Genomic DNA, 23,099 nt, shown 5'->3' with positions numbered 1-23,099 from the left:
AGATCAATAAACCCCGTAAACCAGGCCTCTGTGTTGCCGGTCAGTTGTTCTTGTTGATTCAGTTCGTCCAGTCTCTTTTTATAGTGCCCTTCCTTGTCGCGCCTTTCCTGCTTTGCTTGTTTCTCTGCTCTGAGTTCATTTAATTCTGAAAGAAAATAGTTTCTCTGGGCTGTTCGGCTTTCTGCCGCCAGGGACTCTCCGGCCTCGCTGTTAACCAGGGTAAGCAGGTCTTCAAGGGCCGTTATGGGGTTGTCATGAAAACGGCGGAGAATGGCTTCTTTCTGCTGGGTATAGGTTTTGTACAGCCTGTCTAACCGGTTATTGTGTTGTGCCTTCTCGAGCCAATGAACTACTGTGACTCTCAGGTTCAGTCTGCTCTGTTCGGTGAGGCCGGTGCGGGCATCCTGACCGTCAATCAACGACAGATATTGAGAGATCAAAACTTCATCATTGGGGGCTTGTTCAATCCGGGCAGTGAATGTTTGCTGTTGTGTCTTGAAGCGTTCGAAGGCTTGTTGTGACTGATTGTCTTGTGTTTTGACGGTCTGTATCTGGTTGAGTCTCTGAGCGGAATGCTGGACGGCATTCTGGACGGTTTGCTCGCTGGCAAAGTCGGTCAGGTGGCTCTGGAATAGGTTCAGCTTGTTTGATTCCCGAACTTCAGGGTCCGTTATGCTTTCTACCTGGTTCAATTGGTCTAAGAAATCCTGTTGCAGGGAGCCTACCACTTGTTCTTTAAAGCCCGCTACTTCATTAAATTCAGCCGTCAGCAGCTGGTATTCGTCACTGCCTGCATTCCACTCCCACATGTCTCGCCAGGGCGCGCGACGCTTGGCATTTTCGCCCACATAGAGCAGGTCGTACAGGGTGACTATATTCTGTCGGGCGGCCTCAAAAGGGACCAGGCAGAGGCGAAACCGGAACATTTGGGGGTTACTGCGAGCTTTGTAAAAACAATTAATGGTGACTGCCAGCGCTTGCCAGGTAGAGCTGATGGTGCTGGCCGCTTTGCCCTGGAAGCGTTGGTAAGCCCAGTTTTGCCTGTCTATTATGTCTTGCGTGGTCATGTCGGCGCTGGCGCCGGGCAGTAGCCAGCTACCAGACGGCAGTGATTCGGGCAGTTCTTGATCATACCGTTCAAAGAGTATTTTTCTATAAACCGTGAGCAGGTCAGCCAGAAAAACCTGTTCATCGTCTTCTAAAGTCTGAAGGCTCTCAGTAGGCTGAAGACTCTCAGTAGGCTGAAGGCTCTCAGTAGGCTGAAGGCTCTCAGTAGGCTGAAGGCTCTGTTTTTCTCGCAGCAGATAATGGTCAGCGGTAGCCAGACCACCTTCTGGCATGTGGAAATAAAGCAACGATGCGATCCAGTGTTTCAGGACGACAGGGATATCCCCAATAGAGGCCAGTAGCTGTTCATACTGTTGTTGAACACCGCTTACGGTTTGTCCAATGGTTCTATCAGATCCTTTAAGCAGATGCCCGGCATGAAACGTCAGTAACTGATCCAGCCAATACAGGGTTTGATAGACATGACCGGTTTCGGGTGTATCGCTCAGGCTGAGGAAAAAACCGGCTCGTTGTTCAAAGGCCTCATGCTTTTCCATTAATCGCCAGTACAGTGGTACTAGTTTGTTAAGCGATGCAACGTCAGTGGATTGGCTGGCAATGAGTTGTTCGTAACCCTGGATGGCCAGTTCTATGGCATCATTTTGTTCAAGAACAATAATACGGCTGAGTTCGTTTGCCCAATCAACGTTTTCCTGTTCTGCCAGCCTCAGCATGGATTCCCGGCTGTCGGCTACTGTCAGAGACAGCCAGGGGATTGGGGCAGCGGATAAGACCGGGGCCACGATCCAAAGCAAGAAAAACAGCACACATCGAACTCTGGGCAACATCATCCACTTACAGCTTGGTCAGGAAATGAGTTTTTTAAAGTAGATAATGTTTGGAGGTAGGGCAAAGTTCGCCGATAGAAGGTTTATCAGCCAAGCAGCCATGAGCGGAAAAGAGCACATTATCATGAGCATCGGCAAACCCGGACAGTCGGTTCCCAATCAATACGTTGACCTGAAGCCCCAGGGGCCGTCGGATAAACCCAAGGGCATTGCCAGTCATCCCGCAAGAAAGTTAATCACTGAGTCCAGCAAAGAACATCATCATAAGAAATCGGTGAAAGATCGGGACACCGAAGTTATCGCTGTGCCCAATGGGGCTTTTGCCCGGCTAAAGGCCTTTATTCTACGACGCCCGGAACCGGCTGAAATACATCGCACCCAGGAACTGATTGAAGCGCTGTCTTCCAAATCAGACGACCTCTCGGCGCCAATGACTTTCAAAGATCGCTCCGCAACCATTGATAAAGGAAGCCCGGTGCATGCTGCCTGCGCATGGCTGGCAGAGGTAGGTTTGCTGAAAATGGCACCCTCTCCCTCCGGAGAAGTGACAGTAAAAATGCTCAGGCCCCGAAAGCTAAAGGTTCAATCTGAAACGGCAAGAAAACTCAGCGAACTAATGCCAGCGCAACTAGGGAAAGACGGTACTCTGCAACTCAGAAGTATGTTGAGAAATGTAGAACATCGAAGACTCAATGATCTTCAGATCTCAGGACTACTGACCTTTGACGCCTCCAGACAGAAGCACGTTGTTAACGCCAGATCCAGGCAGCTAATGAAGTTCGATCGCTGTCAGGACCAGTTCGACAATCGTATGGCTGCTCCCAGAATGTACTGGGCAGGTCGATTCCGGGCTTTGGCCAACTCAGATAAGTACGATGAGGAAGTCAAACCGAGTATTCAGGAGATATCCAATAAATTCCGCAATAACACAGGCAACAGACCGGCCTGGATCAATAAACAGGATGCGGACAGTCAAGCAGAATATTTTCGGGAAGCAGGCTGCCCAGAGCTAGCCAGCGAAGTACTGCAAGCCAAACAAGATTGCCCTTAGCGCAACCCCCACACCTGTGCACTGAGCAGTCGCAATGCATTACCAGCAGCTCAGGATGAACGAAGATCGTTATGGTAATAACGCTTGGCTTCTGGAAACAATTAATCATAACTTGATCGTTTCACTGGCCTCTGGAATATCTGCCTGATCGTGAGTGACCATAATGACAGGAATCGATAATTCCGAAACCCGATTGAAGACAAACTCTCTGAACTGCTGACGCAACTCTGGGTCCAGTTTTGAAAAAGGCTCATCCAGTAACAAGACTTTCGGCTCTGAAAGCAACGTTCTCATTAAACTGATTCTGGCTCTTTGTCCTCCTGACAAGGTCAATGGGTTATTCCTGCCAAAATTGGGAAGCTGACATTCACTCAAGGCTTTTTCAATCTTTTGCTTTCGTTCACTTCGGCTATAAAAAGAGGGGATTCCAAAAGCCAGATTCTCACTGACGGACAGATGAGGAAACAACAAATGATCTTGTAATTGCAGCCCAATACCACGTTCATGAGACGGCCTACTGGTTATATCCCTGTCATTCAGCATGATCGTCCCTGAACCCTGAAAGCTGCCGGGCAGAGTGCCACAAAGAAAATCAAGAATAGAGGATTTCCCACAGCCACTCGGCCCCGTGATAGCCAATACCCGACCTGCTCTGGCAATAAAGCTCAGATCAGAAACCAGACGCTTTCCTGCAACCGATAAAGCAAGATTTCTGACTTCCAGTTTCATACCCATCTCCTGATTGGCCGCCAGCTTTTGATCCTCCAGGCACTCAGCAAAACCATCAGCCCGTACATCAACATTGGCAGTAGCATTTGCACCAGTGCGTATACCGCCATAATTTTTCTATTTCCGCCGGAAGCCAGTGCTACCGTTTCTGTCGTGACCGTCGTTATTCTTCCTGCACCTGCAAACAGTGTTGGCAAATACTGAGCAATACTGACAGCAAAACCCAGAGCAAAGCTGGCCAGTAACGGCTTCAGCAGAATCAAACACTTCACTTGAAAGAAAGCACGGACAGAAGAGCCCGACAGCATGAGAGCCTGCGCTGTATGACGGTCATCATAATGCCGCCAAGGACCTGAAAGACTGAGATAACAGTAAGGCAAAACAAAAAGCAGATGCATCAAGGCCACTGATAACCAATGACCTTCAGCATTTGAGCGTATCAGCCAGACCTGGATACCAAAAAGAAATGTCAGTTGAGGCAACAATAATGGCAGATACATCGCTCTGCCTATTAGTCTGTGCATCTTTCTCAGAAAAGGTGATTCGGTCTGACTTTTCCTGCCCGCCTCTAATATCAGTACCGAAAATATCAAAGCGAGAAAGGCCGACACGACACCGATCAGCAAAGCCATTTCCAGAGGCTCCAGAAGTCTTGGCCAAGCCCTTTCCCAACCCTTGAGAGACCAGCTTTGTGGGAAGAAAGCAGGAAACCGCCACCGCCAGACAAACGACCAGATCAGCAACATTATGGAGCTGCCTGTAAATACGACCAGAAGCGTCTTCCAGCTGATAATGGACAGAGCGCTCCAAAAACACCCCCCAGCGCCTCTGTAACCCGAAGTTAGCCAGCCCCTGAGCAAAGAAGAGGCTAACTTTTCGAGCACAATGATCAATGCAATAGCAGCCAGCACCAGAAGCAATAACAGAACGCTCCCCGCAGAAGCCAGTGCCTGAAATTCAAGATCAGGATTCTGAAACCAGTTCAGCACCTGTACCGCAAACGTGGGAGGAGTGGCTGGCCCCAATACAATGGCTATATCCACCACGGACAGGGAAAAGACCAGCACCGTCAGCATGGACAGGCGTGTTCTTGAATACAGCTGAGGCCAGATCAGCTTTACCCAGACTGTCCAGGATTGATAACCCAGCCCTAATCCTGTTCTCAGAATTTCTCTGACAGGTAGTTGTCGGATAGAGACCATCAACATCAGAATCAGAAAGGGCGTTTCTTTCAGGATCAAGAGTGCTGTTAATGACAACGCCCAAGGATCTTGTACAGTGTGCCAATCAGGTGGTCCTTGCCAATCCATGAAGGGTGACAGTCCCCTGGCCAGAATGCCACTGGGCATAATCATGAAGATCAGTCCCACAGATAGCGCCAGGTGAGGCGTTGCCATGATGGGAGACAACCAGCGCTCGGCCTGATGCCAGAACCGACTGCCCCATGCGGCACTGACAAAAGCCAGCGCCAGCAGCATAGAAACGAGTGTTGCGCCCACACCTGAAAAAAACGACCACCAGAGCATCTCTGCCAGACCAGGCGTTTCCCATAATTGCAGCCACGGGGCAAACGACAGGGTTGTCATGCCCAATACCGGTAAATAACCAAAAGCGGGGAGAACCGCACTTACGGTACCTAACAATACGACAGCAAAAAATAAAACGGCGACCAACGTCGCAGCAAGATGCATGCTAAAACCGTTTCTGAAGTTCAAACCGGTTTACTCACTGTCGGTAACGCTTTTGCCATTCAGTTTCCAGCGCCATTGACCAGGAACTGTGTGGTTCCGGTAAAACCTTGCCCAAAGCTTCCGGGCTGAGAGTAGCGATCCCCAGGGGCAGCTCATTGAATCGTTGTTTATCCACAGTATTGAGTTTACCCATGCTTAATACCGTAGGATCTCCCCAGACGTTCGGGTCAGCCTTATGTAATTGAGCTTCAGGAGACATCAAAAAGTTAATCACAACCTGAGCAGCCGCTTTTGCATGGGCATTATAGGGAATAGCCAGAAAGTGGGTATTGCCAACCGTTCCTGCCGTATTCACATAAGTTCTGACACTCTCTGCCAACTCACCATTGGCAATAGCAGAGCTGGCATAAGATGGGTTAAACGTCATCGACAACATAATTTCCCCATCATCAAGCAACGGTGTCAATGCCAGATTGTTTTGAGGAAACGTTTCTCCCTTACGCCACAACAATGGGTGCAGCTCATCAAGATAGCGCCATAGAGAGGCTGTTATTTTTTCAAAGCGGGCCCTGTCAACCGGCTTGAATAATGCAGGGTCTTGATCGGTCAACTCCAGCAGCAGTTGTTTAAGAAATGTGGTGCCAACAAAATCAGGGGGGAGCGGATAGGTCACCCGGCCAGGATGCTTTCTGGCAAACTTCATTAGGTCTTCCGCACTTTTAGGAGGCTCCTGAACACTGTACTGATCATAGATAAAAACCAGCTGAGCCATTCCCCATGGGGCTTCCAGACCTTCTACCGGTTCACCAAAATCAAGCTCTGTTGTAGGCTTTTCCTGTGGGTCTATCCAACGATAGTTGGGGAGCCGATTAGAAAATGGACCAAAAAGCAGGCCATGATTTTTCATGGACCGAAAATTTTCGCCATTGATCCAGATCATATCCACAGTTCCCCGGGTATCCCGACCGGCCTGCTTCTCAGCTAATAGACGACTCACAACATCTGCTGTGTCACTGACTTTTACCTGCTTCAGTTCAATGCCATAACGCTGGCGTACCTGTTTGGCCGCCCAGCGGATATAGTCATTAATCTGCTGACTGCCACCCCAGGCATTGAAATAAACCGTTTGCTCTTTGCTTTCCTTGAGAATCTTCTGCCACTCTTTATTCGCTATAGGCATTGGGGAAGATTCTGGGAGAGGAGCGGCATAACTGTTTAAAGAGAACAGAGATGCCAGAACAGCCAGAATGTGTATGACCGGTAAAAAGCGTCTCTTTATAATGAACAACTTTTCGCCTCCAAAAGAACCGAAAAGTTGTTTCCATCGCTCATGGCTGTTAACCATTGAACGCTCTCTCAAACCTCGAAACATCCTTAACTTTTATCCTGATTCAATACTTGCAGGTCTTTATCACTAAAGCCCAGCAGGTAGAGTATGCTATCCAGACCCAATGTTGAGATGGACTGTCTGGCGCTTTGTTTGACCAGTGGCTTGGCCCGGAACGCAATCCCCAGCCCAGCTACACTCAACATGGGCAAATCGTTGGCCCCATCACCTACTGCAATGGTTTGCTGCAGAGAAACCCCTTCGCTCTGAGCAATCTGTTTGAGCAGGGTAGCCTTGCGTTCGCCATTGACGACCTCACCTTTCACTTCACCGGTTACTTTGCCATCGACAATTTCCAACTCATTGGCAAAGATATAGTCGATCCCTAATCGCTCCTGAAGGAATCGGGCAAAGTAGGTAAAACCTCCTGACAGAATGGCTGTTTTATAGCCCAGTGCATTCAGACTTTTAAGCAGTTTTTCTGCGCCTTCGGTCATGGGCAGCTTTTCTGCGATACCTGCCAGAACAGACTCATCCAGCCCTTTTAGCATGGCCAGTCTTTCACGAAAACTTTCGTTAAAATCCAGTTCGCCCTGCATCGCCCTTTCGGTGATCTCAGCCACCTTGTTACCCACACCGGCCGCCTCAGCCAACAGGTCAATAACTTCAGCTTCTATCAGGGTTGAGTCCATATCAAACACCGCCAGCCTGCGGTTACGGCGATAAATGCTGTCTTCCTGAAAGGCGACATCGACATCCAGCTCAGAAGAAATGTGCAGAAAATCTGCTCTCAGTTTGCCCAGATCAGGCGAAGTGCCACTGACCGAGAATTCCAGACAGGAAGATGTACGCTGCTCCTGAACTTTGTCAGACTCAAGGCTGTCCGTTTTCAATGATCGACGACCCGAAAGGCGTGTGATTTGGTCTATGTTCAAACCATGATCTGCCGTGATATTAGCAGCACGGGCAATCTGTTCTGCAGTGACATTTCTGGAAAGCAGGGTCAGGATATAACGGTTCTTACCCTGTTCAGATACCCACTTTTCATAGTCTGTATCGGAAATAGGCTGATAGTTGAACTGAAGCTCAAGCTCATGAAAATGAAACAGCAGATCTTTGAGAACCGGAGCAGCCTCCCGCCCTTCAGGTAACCGAACCATTATACTCCATGCAAGAGCCCCCCAAGTCAGGGTGTCATGAATAACCGACTGACCGATATCAAGAATTTCCAGCCCACTCTCTTGATGAGAACAAGCGTTCATGATAGACGTTATGGAGGCCGTCAGACCGGGTTTGTCCCGCCCTGTCACGTTGATCAGCAGAATCTCGCTCACAGTACACCTGGCTTCTTATCGTTTTGACTGAAATATTTTACTTCGCTCATGGTTGTTCATGCCTCAAGCGATAAAGCGCTTGGTTTATCGCTCATGGCTGTTAACCGGCGCTATTGTAACGCATAGAGAAAGGCTTTCGTTGAAAGCTGAATGATTTTTCAATAAAGTTCAGGGACAAAGTATCTGCTTTAGCCCTCGGATCTCTGGCATAAGGCATAGCAGTAATAAGAAGTAACAACGAAGTATCAAGGAAGAAAGCAGTGACGTCGTTCAATACTCCCGTCAAAACATTCAGTTCGTATATCTTTTTTGACAGACAGACCCGAGGTGAAGATGGCCGAAAGGTTTACATTGATCCTGGCTTGGCCACCCGCTTTGTTGAGCTGATTAATCCTACCACTCTGCCAGGTAAACAGAGCCTTCAAAAAATGATTGATCTGAAGAACTCTGCTGCAGGCATCACCAGCCAGTCTAACCAGGGCAAGTCAACACAACACCGTGTAGATTGTGGATCTGTTATCGTAACGTACTCGGTATTACAGTCAGGCTCTCCCGATAGCCATGGTGAAGGCGTTTATATCACCAATATTCAGGAGTCACTGAATGCGGGAAAGGGGCATTTGCCAGGGCTTTACCTTGCAAAGAACCGCTCGCTCAATAGAGGGCAGTGGCATGCCGAGAAATTCAATGACCAAAAAATCTCTACCTACATTGGTGCCATAGGCTCTGTCCTGGAACCTAAGCATCGTGCTTATTCCGTAGAAGCGACTGCAAATAAGTTTGGCAATATGTTTCTGGAAAACGCCAATACTAAAAATATGGGAAATTCATTTTCTCTCTATTACACGCCAAGTTTTGTGATTGATGACCTTGGCACATGGCGAACTCCGGAGCAGAAGATCATCAAGGAAGGTAATGGCGCCTCAGAGCTTGCCCAAGTATTAATCGAAACCGAGAAGCACTACTGGTCCGATATGGGGGAACACCAGCACCACTGGTATGTATTCGATAATGGCGCCAAGTTGTTGTCCGATGCTCTCAAGAAGATAAGAAATTCAGGACAAAAATCACTGAAACATCAAAAATTTGAGTTTATTAATCCCAAAACGGATCTGGGGTTGTTGCTGGAAAACCTGGATCGCTTGCAAGCTGAAGTTATCAATAAGATGGGCCAGACAGAAGGCACAAGCCTCGTAACGAGACTGCATCAGGGCATGAATAAAAAACTGGACAATCAAGTCAGAGCCCACCCGATGCAGTGGAGTCCAAGCTCAACCCTAACCGCTGATACCAATACGATTAAACAACTTACCGACAAGCTGAACGCTTCTTTGAACAATGGAATGGCTCATCAGCTTCCGCCCTTTACAGGTTTGATTAAAAAGCTAAGCACAGTGTTAGGTGACTGGTAAGGAGGCTCTATGACAGACTTGATTGACCAGCACGAACATCTGGAATGGTGCGCGTTTGAAGATGATCCACTGCATTGCTACCAACTGTCACAGTTTCAGTTGGTATTTTCTGGCTGTCTATATGAACTAGAAGTCGATGGATTCCCTTCTTCACCTAAAACACCTCACAAGGTGGATCTTTATGATCGGTCATACTACATGAATTACGGCGGTGACTACCCCGGTGAACTGTATGACGGTTATATGCAATTTCACCCTATGACCTTGTCTACTGTGTATTGGAAACATCTTGTGCCCTATGGACAGGAGCTGGCTATGGTAGGCAGCTGCAAAATTTTGATTACTCCCTTCTGGATTAACGTAAATAGTTTGGAAAATATCACAGACCTGCGAGACCCGGACCAACTTGAAAAAACTCTTCTGTATTGGCTACCGAAGGGGTATGAGAATGATGACTCTCATTGGATTTACCCAACAAGCCCGGATGATATTTCAGTTCATCATCTAAAAGATCGAATTTGGCTTGAATTCCTTCACGGTGGCAAGAATGGAAGCCGCAGCTACGAATTTTGTACAGCAATCACGCCCGAACATATAATATCCGTTGACTTTCAACCTGAAGGCCACTGGGAACAGGGTAAAGAACCTTGCCCGGAACTCCTGAAAAAAGTATTCCGATCTTTCTGGGCCTTTATGGACGGACTCTCCATTATCGAGTCACCAGAAGAGCAAGCCTTGGCACCCGGCATACATCGTCTTAAAGATCCCGAGCAGAAAGACGAAGAAGAATTTGTTTGGGAGATAGAGCCCGACGATGACCCCAATGGCTGGTAACAGCTGCAAAAAAAACCGGCACTGTCCATGCCGGTTTTTTTATACTCTTTAAACCGCTTTAGAACCGATAAGCGACATCAATACCATAACTTCTGGGATCACCATAATAATTGGCAGCTCCTACAAAGTTACCGTTTTGATCAGCCACCGGCACACCGTTAACCCGGTACTCTTCATTGGTCAGGTTCTTGCCCCAAATGGCCACTTCAATAGACTCATCCGTACCGACCTGAATATCCTCCAGAGCGATGCGAGCATTCCAGAGGCGGTAATCTCCGGACTTTGTCAGCTCTGCAGTGGCAGGCTCATGATAGACGTAGTACTTGTCCACCCAGCTGTAATCCAACCGGCCAACAAGATGAGCAAAGCCCAGGCTTTGCTTGTATTCCAAACCTGCAGAGATTTTGGTCTTGGGTGCATAAGGGAATTTATTGACGTCTTTCAGTTCATTGCCAGCCTGATCTTTGAAGCTGTCGTATTTTGGATCCAGATACCCGTAGTTCAGGTTCGCTGTCAGGCTATCCGTGAGTGCCGCCAACACTTCCAATTCCAGTCCTCTAACCGTGGCTTCACCGGCATTCTCAATCAATGAATAAGCCCCAAGGTAGTTAGATAACTGCATGTCTTTGACATTGTTCTGGAATACAGCGGCATTCAACTGCAGACGATCCTTCATCCAACGAGATTTCAGACCCAGCTCAAAGGCTGTCACCGTTTCTTCGTCGTATGACTTCTTAAAGATATCTACATTCTGGGCTTCACCATTAAAGCCACCAGCCTTCCACCCCTTTGACACTTTAAAATAAGCACTGGCTTCATTAGAGAAAGCATAAGTCAGCACCGCCATAGGTGATACATTAGTCCAGTCATCTTTGGCTTTGGTTCGGGGAATGTTGCCACCAAAACCAACACCAGTTCCATCTACTCGTTCTATGTAGGCTTCTTTCTCTTCTTTAGTCCAACGGGCACCGCCTGTCAGAGTCCATTGGTCAGTCAAATAATAATCAGCCTGCCCGTAAAGCGCATAGGACTGACTGTCAACGCCATAGCCATTTTTGACCAGCCCTTCCACACCACCTATATCAAAGGGGTTTTTGGCGCCCGACTCTTCCTTAAAGTAAAAGGCACCCAGCACATAATCGAATCGATCCGCATTGCCTATTAGCTGAAACTCCTGAGAAACCTGATCAGAATCGACATCCCTGCGTGTATGAAAACCAGCTACGCCTGTTCCGTCATAATCCCCCGCATCTTCAAAGCTCATTGAGCGATAGGCCGTAATGGATTTAAGCGTAATGTTGTCGGCCAGATCATAAGTAAGATGTAAGGCATGCCCACTCGTTGACGAGCTGTCTTCTATCGAGCCGTCATTGGCCCCTTTATCTTTTTTCTCGAATGAACTGCCTGCTGCATCAAACTGCCCAAAGGCCGGGGTGTTATCTTTTTTGCTCTGATCAAAAATGTAATACGCTTCAAGACGATCAGTAATGTCAAAAGAACCGGCTATTCTGGCAGCTTGAGTATCGAGTTTTTTATAGTCATCAACTGCGCCGGCTGCAGTGGATGTATTTTCATAGAAACCGTCGCGTTTTCGTACATTCAACGCCACATTAAAAGCCGCTCTATCAGCAAGCCTGCCGGTATTCAGGCTAAAAAAACCTTCCTTGTAGCGGTAGTTACCTGCAGAGATTTTCAGAGTTCCTCCAAATTCTTCGGCAGGCTTTTTAGAAATCAGGTTGATCGCACCACCAATGGTGTTTTTTCCATAGAGCGTTCCCTGGGGTCCACGAAGGACTTCGATTCGCTCCAGCTCAGCCACATCAAACAATCCGCCCACGTTCTTGGCAACAAAGACACCATCAACATAGATGCCGACCGGAGGCTCCCAGGTCACTGCAGGGTTGATGGAAACAGAACCCCGAATACTGATCGTAGCTCCGGTGCTGCCACCGGGTGTCTCAGCAATTTCAACATTGGGAACATACTGGCTGACATCAGCCACATCCTGAATGTTTTGATCAGCAATAGCGGCTGCACCAAAGGCTGAAACAGAAACAGGGGTATCCTGCAGGTTTTGTTCACGCTTCTGAGCAGTAACAATCACTTCTTCCAGCGCCCCTGCTTCTGCATAAACCTGTCCTGAAGACAAAGCAACGGCAACAGCCAGAGCAAGAGGTGTCCTGACAGTGGGTTTTAACATGTGTGTAAGTCCCGGGTATTTATTTTTATTATTTCCCGATGGGTACTGCCGGGAGTCTTTCGGCTTGCGACGAGCTCCTGAAAACCATCTGAAGTGTGGTCGAAAAATTATCGTATCACTGTGATTTTTTTCGCTTATAGTCCTTTTGAACTAAGTAACCGTTCTCTCAAGATCAGACATGTCTGTAGTATTTGCCAGAGCCTCCCGCTAAGATTCCGCTATTACCTGTATTTAATTTAAATGAAGAATGATACTCGACAACGCTTCGGGAGGTTCGGCCTTGTCATTGCCGAAAAAAATAATCAACCTGTTTGCCAGGCAATCAGAAGCTCTGTCTCTTCGTCAGCAATTGCTGCTGCTTTTTGGCGTCCTTTTCTCTGCTCTGACTCTGTCTACCGGTTTTCTTGTCAGCAGTGAACTGGCGTCGGCCAATCGCCATCAGGCAGACTCTATTGGCAACCTTCTCAGTGCCCAGACGGCCAGCGCGGCTACAGATATGCTGGTCACTGGAGACAGGCTCAGTCTCAATGTTCTGCTGGGGCAACTGGTTCAAAACCCCTATGTTGCCAAAGCTGCTATTTACAGTATCGACAATCGCGAGATAGCGTCTTCAGAAAGTGATCGAGTGGGTAAGAAGGGTGAAACCTATTCGTCTCCTATCCATTATCAGGATGTGATCGCGGGCTATGTTCGCTTGCAGCTGGATAAAGGTTTACTGACTCGAAACCCTGGTGATGCTCTGACACTGATTATTACCATCAGTGTCATCTTGCTGATCAGTGGATTGTTATTACTCTACTTCTTTGCCTCCAATGTCACACTCAGACTCAGCCTTATTGAAAGACAATTGCATTCCATCTTGCAATCACCTGCGAACCCGATTTCCTGTCGTAATGAAATTATTCGGCTCTCTGGTTTTGTAGAAAAGCAGCTGACCGAAAAACTGATGGGCTCTATTGAACCGGAGCCCGAGGAAGAAGAAAAAGAGGAAGTCTCAGCCATTATCAGTGTCCGCAATAAAAATATGACCCGGTTGCGACAACTGCTGGCGCCTCATGACCTGATGCACATTATTGAGACTCACAGTGAAGCACTGGATCGTGCGGCTCAACAGTATCAGGGAGAATTGAGCTATACCCCGGATGGTACTGCGTATATTCGATTTTCCAGTCTGGAAAGTGCTTCGTTTGCCATGGATGCACTGAGCTGTGCCTTGTTGATACAAAGCCTTAACCGGGTCGTTGGTGAGCAAAATATTGCTTCACTGGAAATGGGCGTCGGTGTTTGTGTCAGTGACGGTATCAATGATTTTCCTGGTACAGAGCACCCTTCACAATCTGATAGCGCAGCCAGTAGTGCACTGATGCTGGCCAGTTTGCCTGGGCCAGAAAACATTCACATGTTTCGCGATCAACTCAACTGGCTGCCAGCCGGAGAGCCTGAAATAAAGATCAGTGAACACGGTGAAGATATTGTGGAAATAACCGGGATACCTGCTGAGCAGCAGGAAGCGATACAACAGGAGGCTTATTCCATCAGTCGAGAACTGGAGCAATAATCGATGATTCTGTTATTTTCGCTCATGACTGTTCTCTTCACTCATAGCTGTTTAAAATCTATTCAGGAGGGTGGTCAATGAGTCTAAATCCGTTTCAAAATGGTAGCCAATGGTTGAAGGCAGATTTTCACCTGCATACGCGAGCAGATAAAGAGTTCCGCTATACAGGTGAAGATAATGATTACCTTAATCAATATGTGAAAGCTCTGCTGAGTGCAGGCATTGGTCTTGGGGTAATTACCAACCATAACAAATTTGGTCTCGTTGAGTTCAAGGCTCTGCGAAAGAAAGCCAAAAAGTCCGGTATTGGCTTATTGCCAGGTATCGAGCTGTCAGTCAAGGATGGGCAATCAGGTGTACATACCCTGGTCGTATTTTCTGACGAGTGGTTTGACAACAAAGAGCAAACTAATCATATACAAACTTTTTTAAATCTGACGTTTGCAGGAGTTGCTAACTTTGAAGATGAGAATGCCCGCTCTAATCACGATATAGTAGAAACTGTCCGGGAACTGGATAAACTCCAAAAAGACTATTTGCTGATTTTTGCCCATGTAGAGGCACCCAATGGTTTGTGGGGCGGACTATCACCAGGCCGAATTAAAGAGCTATTTAACAATACTGCCGTTCAGCGCAGGGCTTTGGCATTTCAAAAGGTGAGCACCCGAGATAGTCGAGAAAAGATCCAACAAGCATTGGGCACTCTCTACCCAGCAGAAGTCGAAGGGTGTGATGCTAAGCATTTGGCAGATATGTCCGCCAGAAAACAGGCTAGTTTTTTAAAACTAGGAGCTTTTAGTTTCGAAGCTGTTAAGTTTGCCCTCCGAGACAAAGAAGCCAGGGTTAGTTCTGTTAGACCGGAATATCACCACTCCTATATTAAGAAAGTCAGCTTTGAAGGTGCTGGCACCTTGGGTGGTACTGAAATATTTCTCTCGCCTGAACTAAATACTTTAATAGGCATTCGAGGTAGTGGGAAATCATCAGTTCTTGAAGGAATTCGCTATGCATTGAACATTCCCTTTGGAGCAAAAGCCTCCGATATTGATTATAAGGAAGGTCTTGTTAAGCACCTGTTACATAGTGGTGGAAAAATAACCATTGATGCCATCGACCGCCGAGGCCAGCCTTATCAAATTCGCAGGATTCTAGGCGAAAGACCGGATGTTTATGTCAACGGGCAATTACAGCCAGGAGTTTCTATCCGAGAAACAGTCCTCCACCAGCCCATCTATTTTGGCCAAAAAGACCTTTCCAGTACCGGTGCAGGGTTTGAAAAAGACCTGATCGAAAAACTGGTAGGAGAGTCACTTGTCCCAGTCCGTGAAAAAATTGAGCAGGGTCAAAACAATGTGCTGGATGCTATTCGTCAGATCAAGAGGCTTAATCGAGCAGTATCTCAAAAACAGGAGTGGACACAGAAAAAGCAAGATTCTGAGTTTAAATTGAAATTTTATCAGCAACATGGCGTCGAGACCAAGCTACAAAAACAGATTGATTTTGATCGTGATGAACGAAAAGCACAACAAGTTATTCTGGGTGCTGATGATTACTTATCTAGATTGAACAGCTTTATAGCTAATTTTGAAGATGAGATAAAAAATCAGACTCTGTATAAATCACCACAGAATCAGCCGTTTTTTGATGACTTTTTTACCGCCTACCAAAGACTATTAACTGACTTTGATGGCATAAAGCAGGTAGCTACTGATGGTCAGGCTACATTGCAACAATTGCGAGACAAACTTACTGCCTTCAGTGAGCAAAAACTGGCCCTTAAAGAAGAGTTTGCAGAAATAGAACGAAAGCTTGCCGGAGAACTCAAGCAAGCAGGCGCACAGGCGATCAGTCCACAAGAGTTTAAGCAGCTAAAATCCTTACTGGACCAAGCAGAACAAATGCTAGAAGTATTAGCCAAGAGTGAGCAACAATATGCCGATCTTGGTCAAATACTTGTGAAGGAATTGGCTAGTCTCAATAATTTATGGCTAGACGAGTATCGTGCTATCGAACAAATCCTGAATAAAATTAACCAAGTTGACTCTCCTTTGAAAATACTACCAGATTTCAAAGCCAACAAAGCTGCTATGCTCAAGCATATTCAGGACTTGTACCGAGGGAGTCGTATTCGTGAGGCAACACTCCAAAGCGTAGTGGATGAGTTTAGCGACTTTGGAGCCATGTGGCGTGAAAAAGATAAACTACAATCCATTCTGGGTGGCTCGTTTGATACTTTTTGGCAGTACTTTGAGGATAAATTAGATGTACTACTCACGTGGCAGGTGCCTAATGTTTATACCATTAAATATCACAATAAGCCCTTGTCTCATCACTCTTTAGGCCAGAGAGCCTCTGCACTCATGCTCTTTGTTTTAAGTCAGAGAGAAAATGATGTTGTTATCATAGATCAGCCAGAAGACGACCTGGATAACCAAACTATCTATGATGATGTAATCAAGTTAATACAGGAATTAAAACCAGAAACTCAGTTTGTCTTTGCGACACACAATGCAAATATTCCGGTATTGGGCGATGCAGAACTAGTCATTGCTTGCGAGTATTTGGATGATAAGGTCCAGTCTATTAATGGAAGTATTGACTGCTCTAAAATACAGCAACGAATTGTTGGAGTCATGGAAGGCGGAGCAGAAGCTTTTGAGAAACGTAAACAGGTATACGAAGCATGGAAACCGAAGAACTTTTAGGCATTATTGCCAATGGTGAAGATTCCAGGCACCAGTTTAAAGCAATTATAAACAACGTTAATTCGTTAGCATCGGAAATGGCTGCCTTTAGCAACTCAAAAGGTGGACATATTCTCATTGGTGTCAATGATGATGGCACTATAACAGGGCTTTCTGATGATCAGTTACGAAGAATAAATCAAGATATTGCCAATGCTGCAACAAACAACGTGAAGCCATCAATTAACCCTATGACCCAGAATTTTTCCCTTCCTGCCGGAAAAGTTCTCGTACTGACTGTAGAAGCCGGTTTAGTCAAACCCTACATGGACTCAAGTGGTTACATTTGGGTAAAAAGTGGTTCTGATAAGAGAAGAGTCACAGCTCGAGAGGAGTTGCAGCGGATGTTTCAGGAGGCAGGGTTAGTGCACGCTGATGAATCATCGGTGCAAAACTCTTTTACAGCTGAGATTGATGAAGAATCTTTTGATGCCTTCTTTGAACGAGAATACGGAGAGTCTATCGAACAGCAGCATGTTCCACGCTCACAATTATTGGAAAACATGAACCTGGCGAAAGATGGCTTACTGAATATTGCAGGCACATTGCTATTTTCCTCTCGCCCGCAAATTCGGCTACCTGTTTTCATCGTCAAAGCGGTTGCCTTTCCGGGATTATATATTGAGGATGATCAATATATTGATAGCCAAGATGTTAAGGGAAAACTAACCGATGTTTTTCAGCAATCTCTAGGGTTTGTGCTATCGAATCTTAAACATATTCAAAAAGAACAAGGGTTTAATTCTACTGGCGAGCCTGAAATACCACGAATTGTTCTTGAAGAACTCATTGCCAATGCGCTAATACACAGAGATTACTTTATCTCAGCGCCTGTAAAACTATTAGTGTTTGCTGATCGAATTGAAATTATCAGTCCAGGACACTTACCGAATAATCTGACGGTAGACAATATAAAAATGGGGAACTCTAATGTCCGCAACCCCATTCTTGCATCATTTGCCCCCAAGTTATTGCCATATCGTGGTCTTGGTAGTGGAATCAAGCGAGCAATCAAAGCTTATCCACATATAGATTTTATTGATGATCGAGATTCAAACACCTTTAAAGTAATCATTTTACGTAAAGAAAAATAGAACACCTTAGAACGATGGAAGGAAAGAGTTTAATCTCTTTCCTTCCATCGTTTCAGAGTCTCATCTCAATGCCATGTTTAGCCATATACGCTTTGGCTTCAGGGATAGAGTACTCGCCAAAGTGGAAAATGCTCGCAGCCAGAACGGCATCAGCTTTACCTTCTTTCACACCTTCAACCAGATGATCCAGGTTACCAGCACCACCGGAGGCGATCACAGGAATGTCCAGCGCTTCAGAAATAGCCCGAGTCACGCCAATATCGTAGCCATTTTTTACACCATCCTGATCCATGCTGGTCAGCAGAATCTCTCCAGCGCCAAGCTGTTCCATCTTAATCGCCCACCCCACCGCATCAAAACCAGTGGGTTTACGGCCACCATGGGTGAATATTTCCCAACGATCAGGTTCTCCCGACAGGCTGACTTTCTTGGCATCGATGGCGACCACAATACACTGGGAGCCAAAACGATCTGCTGCTTCCTGAACAAACTCTGGATTAAAGACAGCCGCCGTATTGATACTGACTTTGTCTGCGCCGGCATTCAGCATAGTGCGAATATCTTCCACCTTGCGAATACCACCACCTACTGTCAGAGGTATAAACACTTCACTGGCCATGCGCTCAACGGTATGTGCCATGGTGTCGCGATCTTCATGGCTGGCTGTGATATCCAGAAAGGTGATTTCGTCAGCCCCTTCTTCGTTATATCGACGAGCTACTTCGACGGGATCACCCGCATCACGAATATCGACAAACTGAACGCCTTTAACCACCCTGCCATTATCAACGTCCAGACAGGGAATAATTCTTTTCGCTAAGCCCATTGAATGGCCTCTCTATTTATAGTGAAAAACACTTTGTCTCTTCTCTTTTAATCATCGAAGGTCAGACAAAATGTTTTTCTTCGCACATGCTGTCATTTCACTGAACCACTAGGAGCCTGACCAAGAATAGACAGCCCGGCCTAAAATCCAGAAAGAACGGCCATCTTTTCCGATGAATTTGCTTAAATAGGTCAACTATTCGCACAAATTCAGTGAAAAAGCTGACTCGTTCTACTGAATTTTATGCTCGGACGCTATTCTTGGTCAGGCTCCTAGAAGGTTCAATTGACCAGACGCAGACAGACTGGATAACGATATTCGTCACCACGACTGGCTTTTATGCTGGCACGGATCACAAAGACCAGCGCAAAAACAACAGCAAACGGAATCAAGGGAAGAAAAATCAACCCAATCAACACGGCACTCAGTAAGCCCCATGCCGCAATAACGAGCAAAACTGTAATCTGGAAATTCAGGGACTCTTTAGCATGCAATGCTATGAACGGAGACTTTTCCTTTTTCTGATACCAGATCAACAGAGGGATGACCACGTTGATGCCGGGAATAAAACAGCCAAACAGTGTCAGAATATGAGAGAACATCGCCCAGTTTTTCTCATCAGAATCAGGCGTTTTCATAAGCTGATGTAAAGAGTCTCTGTCCATGAACTCTGTTCCTAAGGATTCCAGTTCAAAAAGTTTTCAAGCAGCTTCAGGCCGCTTTCAGCGCTTTTCTCAGGGTGAAACTGCACAGCAAAAATAGTGTCCCGGGCCAGAGCCACATCAAAATCCACATTGTAATGACAACGACCCACGGCCATTGCATCGTCGTTGGCATGAGCATGGTAGCTGTGAACAAAGTAGAAACGGGAGTTGTCTTCTATGTCTTTCCAGAGGGGGTGATCACGATGCTGCTGAACCGGACTCCAGCCCATATGAGGAACTTTCAGTTTTTCACCGGATTCATCCACCAGCCCCTTGCCAAAAAACTTGACCCGACCAGGCATCAGACCCAAACAATCAACACCACCATTTTCTTCACTGTGATTCAACATGACCTGCATGCCGACACAAATACCCAGCAGCGGGCGCTGACTTTCGACCACTTCCCGCACCACATCATCAACACCCTTGGCTCGAATTTCGGCCATGCAATCACGGATAGCACCAACACCTGGCAGCACTACATGATCAGCCTGCTGAATAACTTTTGGATCAGAAGTCACTTTCACACGGGTATCACTGCTGGCCACGTGCTCCAGTGCCTTACTGGCAGAGTGAAGATTTCCCATTCCATAGTCGATGACTGCAACCGTCTTCAATCTCTTTACTCCCCGGACAGTTTATAGGGAAAAATATTGATTGCGTCGCTTTTCATTTTTGACAATGACGCAAACTATTTTTCGATGCTCATGGCTGTTTACCGTGAAAACGATCTCCCTGTTTGTGAAGAGATCACTTTCGGGTTTGAGGCTATTTACAGAGCCCCTTTGGTGGAGGGCATCTGGCCAGCCATACGGGGATCCAGTTCCAGAGCCATTCTCAACGCCCGACCAAAAGCTTTGAAGACTGTTTCTATCTGGTGGTGAGCGTTGCGGCCACGAAGGTTATCAATATGCAGCGACACATTAGCGTGATTAACAAAGCCCTGGAAGAACTCATAAAACAGATCGACATCGAACTTGCCAATCATGGCCCGGGTAAAATCAACATTAAATTCGAGTCCCGGACGTCCGGAAAAGTCGATGACCACTCTGGAAAGGGCTTCATCCAGCGGCACATAAGAATGGCCATATCGGGTCAGCCCTTTCTTGTCACCCAGAGCTTTGGTAACAGCCTGACCTAAAGTAATACCGATATCTTCTACTGTATGATGATCATCAATTTCGTTGTCGCCCACAGCCTTTATGTCCAGATCAATCAAACCATGACGGGCGATCTGGTCCATCATATGATCAAGAAATGGAACGCCTGTATCGAACTGACTCTTGCCAGTACCGTCCAGATTGATATCAACCCTAATCTGGGTTTCCAGCGTATTCCTTTCAACACTGGCCTTGCGCTCAACCATGATGATCTCCGATTATTTCTATTCTAAGCATGGAGTCTGACGAGACATTATTGCCAGACTCCAAGAGCCAGTCGGACATATGTTCAACGAGCTCCTCGACCATAACCCAGCCATTATACGGAGCTGCCTTAAAGCAGGCGAGCTATTCATCCCGTACTTTCTCGAAAAGTCCTCCTTCCAGCCTTTCAAGCAGCTTGTTAATCTGCACTCGCTTATTCTGAACTAACTCGCCGCCGGAAGGCCTTTCCCGGTCATTGGTCCAGTTTTCTGACCAGCCGACCGTAGTATCTACACACTGCTCAGCAAACTGGGGAAGCGAAAAAGTTTTGGATTGTTCTAAACAGCCAGTCAGGAAATTATCCACATCGGACTGCTGAATGGGGTACTTGCCAGCAGGCTTTGCTTTATTCTTGGGCTTGACGACATATATCCAGATTTGCCCTTTCTCAGGCAGTTGACCGCCAGCCATACTATTGAGCTGTTTAACATCAATCAGCGTTCTGCACGTCCGGTGTTCATTGCGATCCAGGCTGCTGATCTGACGATCTGAAGAAGCCAGCAAGAGGCCATTAAACAGCTTACCCTCATCCTTGCTGACCCCCAGAACAGTTCTTTTGGGGGCTTTTTCAACAACCCGGACAAACCAGCCACGCTCATAACCACTGACCCACACTGGCAACTCAACCTCAGCCTTATTCAGTTTTTTTTCTCTCGAAGCTTCCAGCATCAATGTTCCCGAGGCCACCAGGTACTGAGGCTGACTGGTATCCACTTTGGGGAAACACGTTGAATCCAAAGCCCATAACTGACCCGACAATCCCAGACTCAATGCCACTATCAGCCATTGCTTAATGGTCAGTACCCCCAAACGTCCAAATTTCTCCATAACCTGCTCCTCAGATATTCAAATGACAGAGGTGGCAAACATCTCCAGTCAGAGTCATACAAACAGCCACTTCGCTTGAGCTGAAACGTTTCAACGCAAAAACTGTCATACCCAGGTCGACGAAAGGCGACTTTAGTGCCCATGGCTGTCTGAAAAAAACCACACATCCATAATAGTCGCTGAAAAGCATGCCATAGTGAGTGGTTGCCTATTCCTTAAGACTGATTTAATTTCTTGAGAGTTCCTGCGTGAATACTACAAGCCCTTTATTTTCATTAATTAATAGCCTGATAGCACCTCACCATCAACACTCCCTGGCATTGAGTATTGCCAGCCTGTTCTGCTTTCAATGTAATTTCATGGAAGTTGGTTGTATGACTGCACAAAATACATTCCCTGAGTTTCAGGAAGCAGCCTGTATACGGAGAAGGAGTTGGGAAGAAATTGAAAGAGAAGTCAGTCACCCTATCTGGTTTCCCAAAGTCGGCTCGCCACCTTACTCTACGGTCATTTTGCTACACGGTAGCTCTCCGGCTTTCTCAAAAAGCATGCAAGAACGGCGAGATTTTTTTCTTTCCCATGGCTATGCCGTGATGATTGTTAACAGTTTTACTCGTATACGTGCTCTTAAATTTTGCTTTGACAAGGATCAGCCTTGTCATGCCTACCAGCAAAAGGGAGGGGCTTCCCATGATCAGGCTATAACGCTGGATCTCCCGGAAAGCGATCTATTGACCGAGATCCGAAAGGAGATGATAGACACGGTGACAAAGGGCTACTTTCTACTGCCAGCCGAACGAATGGCAGACCTTGTCATTGCGCTCAAAAACATCCGGGGTTACCAAAAAGTGGATAGCAACAACCTCCACATCATCGGATACTCTCACGGTGGCTCTGTTGTACTGGATGCCATGACCATGTCCAATAACAACCTTTCTGTTCCTGCAACGGGCTCTCTGCCTGCAGACGCTTTTAAAGGTGTCCGGTCGGTCACTGCCTATTACCCCAACTGCGCACCGGGCACTTATTACCAGCACTTTATGTCCACCCCTACCACCATTCCTACTCTGTTGGTGCTTGCTAAAAAAGATACCGATGTGAAGCCGGAAATCTGCTCAGATATTGCCAGACATGTAAACCATCACTCTTTCTGGAAGCCCTATTATGTGGAAACATTCGATGAGGGACATGCTTTTGATATGGAAGAATATCCTGATACCTATAGTGTCCAGAGCAAACAGTCTGTCATGCAGAAAACATTGACGTTTATTCAACGGAGCCAGGAACGCCCCTCCCTACTTGACTCTGCTTACCGATGGTTATTGCATTCAGTCAACCCCGATCAATAGCCCACACCATATTGAGTGTTTATTGATAAATTAAACACAACACTTGCAATTGGCATACAAATCTGATTTGTTAAAAGCAATGGTCAGAAGGATCTGATT

Annotated in this window: 18 protein-coding genes; 7 read left to right on the top strand and 11 right to left on the bottom strand. The window is 46.7% G+C overall.

Annotated elements, in window-relative coordinates; translation table 11 throughout:
* A partial coding sequence (locus GZ78_RS29735) for a hypothetical protein (RefSeq protein WP_161787501.1) occupies positions 1-1,898 on the bottom strand: 1,898 nt, incomplete at its 3' end.
* 97 nt (positions 1,899-1,995) lie between these two features.
* Here GZ78_RS29735 and GZ78_RS26305 point away from each other — a divergent pair.
* The gene (locus tag GZ78_RS26305; RefSeq protein ID WP_236631706.1) at positions 1,996-2,946 is read left to right on the top strand and encodes a hypothetical protein; all 951 of its coding nucleotides are present in this window, start codon (positions 1,996-1,998) and stop codon (positions 2,944-2,946) included.
* A 105-nt stretch (positions 2,947-3,051) separates the two neighbouring features.
* On the opposite strand, the gene GZ78_RS26300 is transcribed toward GZ78_RS26305, so the two are convergent.
* From GZ78_RS26300 to serB, 4 genes are read right to left on the bottom strand one after another with little or no spacing between them, the layout of a single operon-like run.
* On the bottom strand, positions 3,052-3,675 hold the full coding sequence (locus GZ78_RS26300; protein WP_034843135.1) for an ATP-binding cassette domain-containing protein: 624 nt from the start codon (positions 3,673-3,675) through the stop codon (positions 3,052-3,054).
* Positions 3,672-5,366, bottom strand: a complete 1,695-nt coding sequence (locus tag GZ78_RS26295; protein WP_051786581.1) for an ABC transporter permease — start codon at positions 5,364-5,366, stop codon at positions 3,672-3,674. Before GZ78_RS26295 ends, GZ78_RS26300 begins: the two co-directional genes overlap by 4 nt.
* Before the next feature lie 34 nt (positions 5,367-5,400).
* Positions 5,401-6,738: an ABC transporter substrate-binding protein gene (locus GZ78_RS26290; protein ID WP_236631705.1), complete on the bottom strand. Its 1,338-nt coding sequence runs from the start codon at positions 6,736-6,738 to the stop codon at positions 5,401-5,403.
* A gap of 2 nt (positions 6,739-6,740) precedes the next feature.
* Positions 6,741-8,027 (bottom strand): phosphoserine phosphatase SerB, encoded by a 1,287-nt coding sequence (serB, locus tag GZ78_RS26285; RefSeq protein ID WP_034843133.1) that lies wholly within the window; start codon positions 8,025-8,027, stop codon positions 6,741-6,743.
* Between the two features lie 260 nt (positions 8,028-8,287).
* On the opposite strand from serB, the gene GZ78_RS26280 reads away from it, so the two are divergent.
* Together GZ78_RS26280 and GZ78_RS26275 are read left to right on the top strand one after the other, a co-directional pair.
* The gene (locus GZ78_RS26280) at positions 8,288-9,439 is read left to right on the top strand and encodes a hypothetical protein (RefSeq protein WP_034843131.1); all 1,152 of its coding nucleotides are present in this window, start codon (positions 8,288-8,290) and stop codon (positions 9,437-9,439) included.
* Between the two features lie 9 nt (positions 9,440-9,448).
* Complete coding sequence (locus GZ78_RS26275; RefSeq protein WP_034843129.1) at positions 9,449-10,273, top strand: hypothetical protein; 825 nt, start codon at positions 9,449-9,451, stop codon at positions 10,271-10,273.
* A 58-nt stretch (positions 10,274-10,331) separates the two neighbouring features.
* On the opposite strand, the gene GZ78_RS26270 is transcribed toward GZ78_RS26275, so the two are convergent.
* Positions 10,332-12,473: a TonB-dependent receptor gene (locus GZ78_RS26270; protein WP_034843128.1), complete on the bottom strand. Its 2,142-nt coding sequence runs from the start codon at positions 12,471-12,473 to the stop codon at positions 10,332-10,334.
* Between the two features lie 280 nt (positions 12,474-12,753).
* On the opposite strand from GZ78_RS26270, the gene GZ78_RS27945 reads away from it, so the two are divergent.
* The 3 genes from GZ78_RS27945 (at position 12,754) to GZ78_RS26255 (ending at position 17,869) form a co-directional block, all read left to right on the top strand.
* A complete protein-coding gene (locus tag GZ78_RS27945; protein WP_152558971.1) occupies positions 12,754-14,031 on the top strand; it encodes an AhpA/YtjB family protein in 1,278 nt (425 codons plus the stop codon).
* A 77-nt stretch (positions 14,032-14,108) separates the two neighbouring features.
* Positions 14,109-16,736, top strand: coding sequence for a TrlF family AAA-like ATPase (locus GZ78_RS26260; RefSeq protein WP_034843126.1), 2,628 nt, complete (start codon positions 14,109-14,111; stop codon positions 16,734-16,736).
* Positions 16,715-17,869: an RNA-binding domain-containing protein gene (locus tag GZ78_RS26255; protein ID WP_034843123.1), complete on the top strand. Its 1,155-nt coding sequence runs from the start codon at positions 16,715-16,717 to the stop codon at positions 17,867-17,869. The genes GZ78_RS26260 and GZ78_RS26255 overlap by 22 nt, the downstream gene beginning before the upstream one ends.
* Positions 17,870-17,921: 52 nt before the next feature.
* Here the strand turns inward: GZ78_RS26255 and hisF are convergent, their stop codons facing one another.
* The 5 genes from hisF to GZ78_RS27940 all read right to left on the bottom strand — a co-directional run bounded on the left by hisF (position 17,922) and on the right by GZ78_RS27940 (position 21,651).
* Positions 17,922-18,695, bottom strand: coding sequence for an imidazole glycerol phosphate synthase subunit HisF (gene hisF / locus GZ78_RS26250; RefSeq protein WP_034843121.1), 774 nt, complete (start codon positions 18,693-18,695; stop codon positions 17,922-17,924).
* Positions 18,696-18,976: 281 nt separating this feature from the next.
* A complete protein-coding gene (locus GZ78_RS26245) occupies positions 18,977-19,360 on the bottom strand; it encodes a DUF4870 domain-containing protein (RefSeq protein WP_051786579.1) in 384 nt (127 codons plus the stop codon).
* An 11-nt stretch (positions 19,361-19,371) separates the two neighbouring features.
* Positions 19,372-20,016, bottom strand: a complete 645-nt coding sequence (gene hisH, locus GZ78_RS26240) for an imidazole glycerol phosphate synthase subunit HisH (RefSeq protein WP_034843119.1) — start codon at positions 20,014-20,016, stop codon at positions 19,372-19,374.
* Positions 20,017-20,171: 155 nt separating this feature from the next.
* Positions 20,172-20,765, bottom strand: coding sequence for an imidazoleglycerol-phosphate dehydratase HisB (gene hisB / locus GZ78_RS26235; protein WP_034843116.1), 594 nt, complete (start codon positions 20,763-20,765; stop codon positions 20,172-20,174).
* A 142-nt stretch (positions 20,766-20,907) separates the two neighbouring features.
* The gene (locus tag GZ78_RS27940) at positions 20,908-21,651 is read right to left on the bottom strand and encodes a gamma-glutamylcyclotransferase family protein (protein ID WP_051786578.1); all 744 of its coding nucleotides are present in this window, start codon (positions 21,649-21,651) and stop codon (positions 20,908-20,910) included.
* 374 nt (positions 21,652-22,025) lie between these two features.
* Here GZ78_RS27940 and GZ78_RS26225 point away from each other — a divergent pair, with 374 nt between their 5' ends.
* Positions 22,026-23,000, top strand: coding sequence for a dienelactone hydrolase family protein (locus tag GZ78_RS26225; protein ID WP_152558970.1), 975 nt, complete (start codon positions 22,026-22,028; stop codon positions 22,998-23,000).
* Positions 23,001-23,099 lie beyond the last annotated feature (99 nt).

It is taken from the genome of Endozoicomonas numazuensis (assembly GCF_000722635.1).
GTDB classification, from domain to species: domain Bacteria; phylum Pseudomonadota; class Gammaproteobacteria; order Pseudomonadales; family Endozoicomonadaceae; genus Endozoicomonas_A; species Endozoicomonas_A numazuensis.
Note: the sequence above shows the minus strand (reverse complement) of the source record. Positions and strands in the feature narration are given on the sequence as shown.

What these genes read in the sequence shown, in the direction of transcription:
- GZ78_RS26260 (WP_034843126.1), top strand. Translation starts at nt 14,109, where the DNA reads ATGAGTCTAAATCCGTTTCAAAATGGTAGCCAATGGTTGAAGGCAGAT.
- GZ78_RS26225 (WP_152558970.1), top strand. Translation starts at nt 22,026, where the DNA reads ATGACTGCACAAAATACATTCCCTGAGTTTCAGGAAGCAGCCTGTATA.
- GZ78_RS26305 (WP_236631706.1), top strand. Translation starts at nt 1,996, where the DNA reads ATGAGCGGAAAAGAGCACATTATCATGAGCATCGGCAAACCCGGACAG.
- GZ78_RS26295 (WP_051786581.1), bottom strand. Translation starts at nt 5,366, where the DNA reads ATGCATCTTGCTGCGACGTTGGTCGCCGTTTTATTTTTTGCTGTCGTA.
- GZ78_RS26245 (WP_051786579.1), bottom strand. Translation starts at nt 19,360, where the DNA reads ATGGACAGAGACTCTTTACATCAGCTTATGAAAACGCCTGATTCTGAT.
- hisB (WP_034843116.1), bottom strand. Translation starts at nt 20,765, where the DNA reads ATGGTTGAGCGCAAGGCCAGTGTTGAAAGGAATACGCTGGAAACCCAG.
- GZ78_RS26275 (WP_034843129.1), top strand. Translation starts at nt 9,449, where the DNA reads ATGACAGACTTGATTGACCAGCACGAACATCTGGAATGGTGCGCGTTT.
- GZ78_RS26300 (WP_034843135.1), bottom strand. Translation starts at nt 3,675, where the DNA reads ATGAAACTGGAAGTCAGAAATCTTGCTTTATCGGTTGCAGGAAAGCGT.
- GZ78_RS26270 (WP_034843128.1), bottom strand. Translation starts at nt 12,473, where the DNA reads ATGTTAAAACCCACTGTCAGGACACCTCTTGCTCTGGCTGTTGCCGTT.
- hisF (WP_034843121.1), bottom strand. Translation starts at nt 18,695, where the DNA reads ATGGGCTTAGCGAAAAGAATTATTCCCTGTCTGGACGTTGATAATGGC.
- GZ78_RS27940 (WP_051786578.1), bottom strand. Translation starts at nt 21,651, where the DNA reads ATGGAGAAATTTGGACGTTTGGGGGTACTGACCATTAAGCAATGGCTG.
- GZ78_RS26290 (WP_236631705.1), bottom strand. Translation starts at nt 6,738, where the DNA reads ATGTTTCGAGGTTTGAGAGAGCGTTCAATGGTTAACAGCCATGAGCGA.
- GZ78_RS26255 (WP_034843123.1), top strand. Translation starts at nt 16,715, where the DNA reads ATGGAAACCGAAGAACTTTTAGGCATTATTGCCAATGGTGAAGATTCC.